Annotated in this window: 8 protein-coding genes; 7 read left to right on the top strand and 1 reads right to left on the bottom strand. The window is 50.3% G+C overall.

Annotated features, from left to right (window positions below; genetic code table 11):
* The 6 genes from srtB to B5F35_RS17390 form a co-directional block, all read left to right on the top strand.
* Positions 1 to 933, top strand: a 933-nt coding sequence (gene srtB, locus B5F35_RS17415; RefSeq protein WP_087242877.1) for a class B sortase, incomplete at its 5' end; no start/stop codon positions are given.
* Positions 934 to 1,002: 69 nt separating this feature from the next.
* Positions 1,003 to 1,485 carry a hypothetical protein gene (locus tag B5F35_RS17410; protein ID WP_087242875.1) on the top strand — a complete coding sequence of 161 codons (483 nt, stop codon included), beginning with the start codon at positions 1,003 to 1,005 and terminating at the stop codon, positions 1,483 to 1,485.
* A 13-nt stretch (positions 1,486 to 1,498) separates the two neighbouring features.
* Positions 1,499 to 1,825: a hypothetical protein gene (locus B5F35_RS17405; protein ID WP_087242873.1), complete on the top strand. Its 327-nt coding sequence runs from the start codon at positions 1,499 to 1,501 to the stop codon at positions 1,823 to 1,825.
* Between the two features lie 10 nt (positions 1,826 to 1,835).
* Positions 1,836 to 2,579 (top strand): FAD-dependent thymidylate synthase, encoded by a 744-nt coding sequence (locus tag B5F35_RS17400; RefSeq protein ID WP_330644979.1) that lies wholly within the window; start codon positions 1,836 to 1,838, stop codon positions 2,577 to 2,579.
* Positions 2,576 to 2,989: a dUTP diphosphatase gene (locus tag B5F35_RS17395; protein ID WP_087242871.1), complete on the top strand. Its 414-nt coding sequence runs from the start codon at positions 2,576 to 2,578 to the stop codon at positions 2,987 to 2,989. The genes B5F35_RS17400 and B5F35_RS17395 overlap by 4 nt, the downstream gene beginning before the upstream one ends.
* 207 nt (positions 2,990 to 3,196) lie before the next feature.
* Positions 3,197 to 4,423: an ATP-binding protein gene (locus B5F35_RS17390; RefSeq protein WP_087242869.1), complete on the top strand. Its 1,227-nt coding sequence runs from the start codon at positions 3,197 to 3,199 to the stop codon at positions 4,421 to 4,423.
* A gap of 44 nt (positions 4,424 to 4,467) precedes the next feature.
* On the opposite strand, the gene B5F35_RS17385 is transcribed toward B5F35_RS17390, so the two are convergent.
* Positions 4,468 to 4,782 (bottom strand): helix-turn-helix domain-containing protein, encoded by a 315-nt coding sequence (locus B5F35_RS17385; protein ID WP_087180141.1) that lies wholly within the window; start codon positions 4,780 to 4,782, stop codon positions 4,468 to 4,470.
* A gap of 153 nt (positions 4,783 to 4,935) precedes the next feature.
* Here B5F35_RS17385 and B5F35_RS17380 point away from each other — a divergent pair, with 153 nt between their 5' ends.
* The gene (locus B5F35_RS17380; protein WP_087242867.1) at positions 4,936 to 5,463 is read left to right on the top strand and encodes an SLOG family protein; all 528 of its coding nucleotides are present in this window, start codon (positions 4,936 to 4,938) and stop codon (positions 5,461 to 5,463) included.
* Positions 5,464 to 5,627 lie beyond the last annotated feature (164 nt).

Raw genomic sequence — 5,627 nt, 5'->3', positions numbered from 1 at the left:
CCTTCCAATCCTTCCAAGCCGGTCCCGCAGACAGGCGATGATTATAACCTGTATATCTGGATCGGCGTGCTGGGCGCGGCGGTGATCGGCAGCGGTGTTGCCCTTTTCCTGTGCGCTTACAAGAAAAAAGGCCAGAAGGCCAGCCCCGGACGCCGCAAAGCGGCAACCGGCGTGCTTCTGATCTGCATTGCCATGGCAGTAGGCAGCGGCTTTATGCTGGCGCGGGAGATCGGCCAGTACAAGGAAAGCGCCGATACCTATGCCGGGCTTTCGGAATATGTCACCCCGGCTGAAACAGACGGGAAAAATGGAACTGTGGAGGCGCCGGAGGAAACCGGCGCTTCCTCCATTTCCCTGCCCACGGTGGACTTTGAAAGCCTGCTGGCCCAGGGGCCGGATGTCAAGGCATGGCTGGAGCTTCCCGGCACGGTCATTCAGTACCTGGTGGCCCAGGGCGAGGATAACAGCTACTACCTGAAACACCTGTATGACGGTACGGCAAACAAGGTGGGCTGCCTGTTCATCGACTATGAAAACGCGGAGGATTTTTCCGACAACAACACGATCATCTATGGGCACAACATGCGGGACGGCTCCATGTTCTCCACGCTGGTGGAATACAAAGCGCAGGCTTACTATGACGAACACCCGGAAATGTACCTGGTAACGCCGGAGGGCGGCTATGTGGTCGAGGTGTTTTCCGCATTTGTGGCAAGCCCGGAGGAATCCGGCAGCGAAACTTCTCCCTGGGCGCTGGAATGGAAAGACAGCGGCGCTTATACGACCTGGCTTTCCGCAATGCAGGAGCGTTCTGTGATCGAAACGGGCGTTTCCGTCACTTCCAGCGACAAGGTGCTGACCCTTTCCACCTGCACCAATGGCGGCGTTGACCGCTTTATCGTCATGGGCAGGCTGGTAGCTGTAACTGAATAACAGATTTTAAGAAGATGGCGCGGGATGACGATTGCTTCAGCGCCCATCTCTATATATGGAGGATTTGCAATGGTAAATAACATTGTTCCCATTCCCGGATATGTCCATCTCTACCGCTCCATGCTGCGGTTTTACGATATGCCCAGCGCGGAGCTGAAAGAAATGCTCTACCTTCTGAATACCGCAAACCTGGACAGCTACGGCTTCCACCACCCGGAGGCGCATGTAGTCGAGAGCGGCCCGGTGGCCTTCTGCGGCTGGCTGGATCAACGGTATGCCCGCCCTTACCGGACGGAAGTGCAGCTTTATAAATCCCTGCTGGCCCTGAAACGCAGTATTGACCGGGATTGCATTGTCACTTCCCAGCGGGAGGCCCTTCAAATGCTCCGGTGCGTGATCTCCAACCTGGAATACCGGTTCTATAAAGCCTACAACATGGAATTTGAGGATAAGCGCACGGTGTATTCCGAGTGTGCCTTCCGGCTGATCCCGCGGGAGGACGAACCCAGCGTGTGCCTGATGCACGATTGGATTTATCTTCCTACGGCGTAAAGCGGGGTGAGTTATGACATACAAAGAATTTCAGGCTGTTTTCCGGGAACAGGTACGGCAGTGTGAAGGGCTTCTGATTCAGAAGGCCAAAGAATATACCGGCGACAACCCGGACCGGCTCAGCGCCTTCAAAGCGGCGGCTGCGATCCAGGACAGCACCCCGCAGCGTGCGTTGGCCGGGATGATGGCAAAGCACATCATCTCCATTTATGATATGTGCTTTACGGACCGGAAAACTTTTGAGCTGGCTGTCTGGGAGGAAAAGATCACCGACAGTCTTAACTATCTGTTTTTACTAAAAGCTGTGATAAAGGAGGAATTGGAACATCAATCAGATTGAAACTAAAATTTTGAACTGCACCGCAGTACAGGAAGCAGAGAAAAACATGGTGTTTGCGGCAAGGCTTACCCAGCGGGGTCATGCGATCCATTCCATGGATGACCTTCTGGCCCTTTATGAGAAAGCCTATACTGCCGATACGGTCAAACGGATCGCCTCTCTGCCGCACCCCGCCGTACAGAAGTTTTCAGTTATCACGGTGGCGGTTGTGGGCGCCAGCAGGCGTTTCCTGGCGCAGATCACCCGGCACCAAAATGAGGTCAAGTTTATCAGCGCCTCTTTGCAGTACAGCAATTATGCGGGGCAGGCTGATTTTGTGGTGCCTTATGAGATCCTGACGGCAAGCCAGTGGGTGCATGACTTCTACCTGAAAAAGTGCCGGGCTGCCATGGAGCATTATGCGGATATAGGCGCCTGCGGGATTTCCAGGGACGCCGCAGGATATCTTGCCCCGCAGAGCCTTCGCAATGTGCTGATTATCAGCGCCACGCCTTATCAGTGGAAACACATGATCGGCCAGCGGACTTGCCGCCGCAATACAGATGAAACACGCTTTGTCCTGCTGAAAATATGGGCGGACCTGTATGCGCTGGACCCGGAACTGTTCAGCCCGGAGCTTACCGGCCCCTTCTGCCAGCGGGAGGGCTGCCGGGAAAAAGATATGTCCTGCGGCTGCCCGTGCGAGAAAGGGGCGCTGCCTCTTGCCCTGCTACGCCAGGACTATCCCGCGGCACTGGAAGGAGGCGGCCTGTGAAAATCAAGATCATTGATTTTGGGCTGCCGGAGAACCACCGTCCCCTCCGTTCCCACGCCAATGACGCCGGGGCGGATGTCTATATGCCTTTTGACTGTACCCTGGAGCCTGGCGGGATTGCAAAAATCCCGCTGGGCTTTGGCCTGGAGGTGCCGGATGGTTATGCCGCCTATGTATTCCCCAGGAGCAGCCTGGCGGCAAAAGGGGTGGTCTGCGAGCTGCCCCCTGTGGATTCCGGCTACCGGGGCGAGATCCACGCCATTGTCAGCAATGTGGGAAATGCTGCCCAAACACTTGCGAAAGATTCCCGGATCGGGCAGCTTATCATCATGCCGGTAGTGATTGCGGATTTCGTGAATGACCTGGGCGGGAAACGCGGCGCGGGCGCTTTTGGCAGCACGGGAAAATAACTTATTGCTTTGAATAAATTTCTTTCGCACGGGCAACCTAAAAAATAGGGTGTAGCTATTATACGGATGTAACCAATCATATACTATATTGGTTACATTAGGGAGCAAAACGCGGTTTCAATGTGCTTTGCAGTAGTTGACAAGGATATGTTTTTAGGATAAAATAAAGTAAACTTTATATTTTCCTAAAAACAAGGAGGTCATGTTATGCCATATATTGAGCGAGCATTGGAACGGAAATTTTTGCGTATGAGTTCCTTTTTCAAAGCGGTGCTTGTAACAGGTGCGCGGCAGGTTGGTAAAACTACCATGCTGAAACATTTGGCCGAGGGACAAAACCGCACTTACATTTCTATGGATAATACAATGGCGAGAACCCTGGCCCAAACAGATCCCGTATTGTTCTTTCAGACCTACAAGCCTCCAATCATCATTGATGAAATACAGAAAGCCCCGGAGCTGTTTGAACAGATTAAAATTATGTGCGATGAAACCGAAGAAAGAGGTTTATTCTGGCTAACCGGCTCCCAGCAGTATAAGATGATGAAAAACATCCGCGATACACTGGCCGGAAGAATCGGGATTCTGGAGCTATACAGCTTTTCCAAAAATGAAGTAGACGGAGAAGTTTTTACAAACAAACTGGATTTCTCTCTGCCGTGTCTTTTAGAGCGGCAGAAAACGGCAAAAAAGAATGATATTGTAGATGTGTTCGAGCATATCTGGCGCGGCGGGATGCCTGACGCGCTACGGGCCGATGCCGAGCAGAGACAGGAATATTTCAATTCTTATATTGAAACATACCTGATGCGGGATGTGGCAGAAGAAGGCGGTATTACCGATTCTGTACGTTTCCGAAAATTTCTTACTGCCTGTGCTGCCTTGACAGCCGAGCAGGTAAATTATAAAACTTTGGCGGAGGCAGCCGAAATTTCCCAGCCCACAGCCAAAGAATGGCTGCGGATCTTGCAGGGATTAGGCATTGTCTATCTTCTGCCGCCCTTTGCCAATAATGAATTGAAGCGGTTGACAAAAACACCCAAACTGTATTTCTGTGATACCGGACTGTGTGCCTATCTGTCCATGTGGCTTACCAGAGATACCCTGATGAATGGTGCCGCAAATGGTCACTATTTTGAAAACTATGTTGTGATCGAGCTTTTGAAAAGTTTTTCTTACTCAGCAGATAAAGCAAACCTGACATACTACCGTGACTCTAACGCAAAAGAAATTGATGTGATTGTAGAAGAAAATGGATTGGTTCATCCGCTGGAAATCAAAAAATCTGCAAATCCTGATCGCAGAGAAATCAAAAAATACGAGGTACTCGACAAGACAACCTTAGAACGTGGCAGCGGCGGTATTGTCTGCATGTGCGAAGAAGTAATACCGATTGATCAGAAAAACTGCTTTATTCCTTGTAATCTTATATAGATAATAGAAAGTGGTCAGCCTCCCTTATATGTGACTGACCACTTCTATTTTTTGCTATTCAGTTCTTTCATAATACCGAGGATGTAGGACATCGCTTTGGAATCCAGCTTCTTTGCCTCTGCGATAAATTCGTTTAAGGCGGTAGGATTCGGATTGCCTTCATCGAAGAATTCCTGTGGTGTCACGCCCAGGTATTCACAGATATAAAAGAAGGACTGCATAGATGGAAGCGTTTTCTTGTTCTCCACGTTGTTGATATAGTTGTTGGCCTGCCCAAGCGACAGCGACATATCCCGTGCGGAAACACCCTTCTGCATCCTCAATTTTGCCAGCCTTTCCGGGACAAAATCTTCGTACACCATAGTCACCTCCCATTCTATAATAGATTGTACCTTACAGGACGGCTCTATTCGCTAGATGAAAAGGGGTATTTGAGTTGACACGTTAAATATAACCTATTAAAATAAGAGGTATGGTAGTTTTCAACTATCGTCTAAAAGGGAGGCTGCAACATGAAAGAAAAAGTTTGCGGAGTGACCGGACACCGGGAAATCCCCGCTGAATATATGGAGCAGGCAGAGCAAGGTCTGCGACGCGAAATCGAAAAAGCCATCGCGGACGGCTATACCTACTTTATTTCCGGCTTTGCTGACGGTACAGATCAGCTATTTGCCGGGGTTGTTCTGGAAAAGGCCAAAGAAAATCCGACGCTGCGCCTGGAGGCAGCGATTCCTTACCGCAACCGCTATAAGCGGCTGATGGAGAACGAGCGGACCAGGGCCATGCTGGAGGCATGTGCGAAGGTCGAGGTTGTCAGCGAAGAATGGGCTTCCAATGTCTACATGAAGCGCAACCGCTATATGGTAGGCCAGGCAGACCGGGTGATCGCTGTCTATGATGGACGGGAAAAAGGCGGCACTGTGTCCACGATCCGCATGGTTCACGCCCAGCGGAAAGAAATGCGGGAGATCCCTGTGGGGCCTTATCTTCCTGAAAGCATGATAAATCTTGGATATTTCAGGAACGCTTCGGGTAGATAAGAATTTGTCAGTGTGGTAAAATTAGAAACATAAGTGGACAAATCAAAATTTGAATATCAGTAAATTATGACCTCTCAACAGAGGTTACAGTGTTTTAATAAAATCCTCCAAAAGCCTTGAAAATAAAGGATTTATCGCAATGTGTTCGCCTTATCTCTTTATAC

The sequence above is a fragment of the Anaeromassilibacillus sp. An200 genome (genome assembly GCF_002160025.1).
Classification (GTDB): domain Bacteria; phylum Bacillota; class Clostridia; order Oscillospirales; family Acutalibacteraceae; genus Caccousia; species Caccousia stercoris.
The sequence above is the reverse complement of the archived record's forward strand: the minus strand, read 5'-3'. Positions and strand labels throughout refer to the sequence as shown.